At 70.6% G+C, this 1,941-nt stretch carries 1 protein-coding gene and 2 pseudogenes; all 3 read left to right on the forward strand.

Going from position 1 to position 1,941, the window contains the following annotated elements; genetic code table 11:
- Nucleotides 1–279, forward strand: a pseudogene (locus tag GT030_RS03975) (glucose-6-phosphate dehydrogenase); the annotation flags it as partial.
- Entirely contained in the window at nt 276–1,202 is a 927-nt protein-coding gene (gene opcA, locus GT030_RS03980; RefSeq protein ID WP_161199859.1) for a glucose-6-phosphate dehydrogenase assembly protein OpcA, read from the forward strand. The pseudogene GT030_RS03975 and the gene opcA, both read left to right, overlap by 4 nt.
- A pseudogene (locus GT030_RS03985) lies at nt 1,202–1,941 on the forward strand (glucose-6-phosphate isomerase); the annotation flags it as partial. The gene opcA and the pseudogene GT030_RS03985, both read left to right, overlap by 1 nt.

The following is a 1,941-nucleotide window of genomic DNA, read 5'->3' on the forward strand; positions in this document are numbered from 1 at the left end:
ATGGAGATCCGGGACGTGTCGATGGACTTCGCCTACGGCGAGTCCTTCACCGAGTCCAGCCCCGAGGCGTACGAGCGGCTGATCCTCGATGTGCTGCTCGGCGACGCCAACCTGTTCCCGCGCACCCAGGAAGTGGAAGAGTCCTGGAAGATCCTCGACCCGATCGAGCGCTACTGGAGCGAGCACGGCACGCCGGCGCAGTACGCGTCCGGAAGCTGGGGACCCGAGGAAGCGGACGAGATGCTCGCACGAGACGGACGGAGCTGGCGCAGGCCATGAAGATCGACCTGACCGACACCACGGCAAGCAAGATCAACAAGGCGTTGGTGGAGGGCCGCCGCGCCATCGGCACCCCGGCTGTGGGCATGGTCCTGACGATGGTCATCGTCACGGACGAGGAGAACGCCTACGACGCCATCAAGGCGGCCGAGGAGGCCTCGCACGAGCACCCCTCGCGCACCCTGGTCGTCATCAAGCGCCACCGGCGCAACCTGCGCGACCGGACCAGCTCGCGGCTCGACGCCGAGGTCCGGGTCGGCTCCGAGGCCGGCACCGGTGAGACGGTCGTCCTGCGCACCTACGGCGAGGTGTCCGACCACGCCGACTCGGTGGTGCTGCCGCTGCTGCTCCCGGACGCGCCGGTGGTGGTCTGGTGGCCGGTGGACGCCCCCGAGGCCCCCGCGAAGGACGCCCTCGGCGCGCTCGCCCAGCGCCGGATCACGGACCTGTACGCGGTGGACAACCCGCTGGAGGTGCTGGACACCCGTGCCCGCACCTACGCGCCGGGCGACACCGACCTGGCCTGGACCCGGCTCACCCCGTGGCGCTCGATGCTCGCCGCCGCGCTGGACCAGGCGCGGGTCAAGGTGACCTCGGCCGCCGTGGAGGCGGAGGCGGACAACCCCAGCGCCGAGCTGCTCGCGCGCTGGCTGGAGGCCCGTCTGCACGTCAAGGTGGACCGCGTCGTCTCCGAGGGCCCGGTGGTCACCGCCGTGCGGCTCGGCACCGACGAGGGCGAGATCGTCATCGACCGCCCCGAAGGCCCCCTCGCCACGCTGACCCTGCCGGGCCAGCCGCCGCGCACCCTGGCCCTGAAGGTCCGCCCGACCTCGGAGCTGATCGCCGAGGAGCTGCGCCGCCTCGACGCGGACGAGATGTACGCCGTCGCCCTGACCGGCGAGGCACCCAAGGAGAACGCCTGATGTCCGACGCATCGTCAGACACCCCCAAGCTCACCCGGCGCCCCGAGTGGACGGCCCTGTCCGACCACCGCGCCGGCGGTCAGCCGCACCTGCGCGAGCTGTTCGCCGCCGACCCCGGCCGGGCCGAGCGCTACGTCGTCCAGGTGGGCGACCTGCACATCGACTACAGCAAGCACCAGGTCACCGACGAGACCCTGGCCCTGCTCCAGGAACTCGCCGCCGCCACGGATGTGTTCGGGCAGCGGGACGCGATGTTCCGTGGTGAGCGGATCAACACGACCGAGAACCGCGCGGTGCTGCACACCGCGCTGCGTGCCCCTCGGGACGCGGTGATCGAGGTCGACGGCGAGAACGTCGTCCCGGCCGTGCACGCGGTGCTGGACAAGATGAGCGGCTTCGCCGACCGGGTCCGCTCGGGTGAGTGGACGGGTTACACCGGCAAGCGGATCAAGAACATCGTCAACATCGGCATCGGCGGTTCCGACCTGGGTCCGGCGATGGCGTTCGAGGCGCTGCGTGCCTTCACCGACCGTGACCTGACGGTGCGGTTCGTGTCGAACGTGGACGGCGCGGATCTGCATGAGGCGTTGCGGGACCTGGACCCGGCGGAGACGCTGTTCATCGTGGCGTCCAAGACGTTCACGACGATCGAGACGATCACCAACGCGACCTCGGCCCGTACCTGGCTGCTGGACGCCCTCGGTGACGACAAGGCCGTGGCCAAGCACTTCGTGGCGCT

The sequence above is a fragment of the Streptomyces sp. SID1328 genome, from assembly GCF_009865595.1.
Classification (GTDB): Bacteria; Actinomycetota; Actinomycetes; order Streptomycetales; family Streptomycetaceae; genus Streptomyces; species Streptomyces griseoluteus.

Bases quoted from the DNA above. Each gene is read 5' to 3' on its own strand.
- opcA (WP_161199859.1), top strand. From the start codon at position 276: ATGAAGATCGACCTGACCGACACCACGGCAAGCAAGATCAACAAGGCG.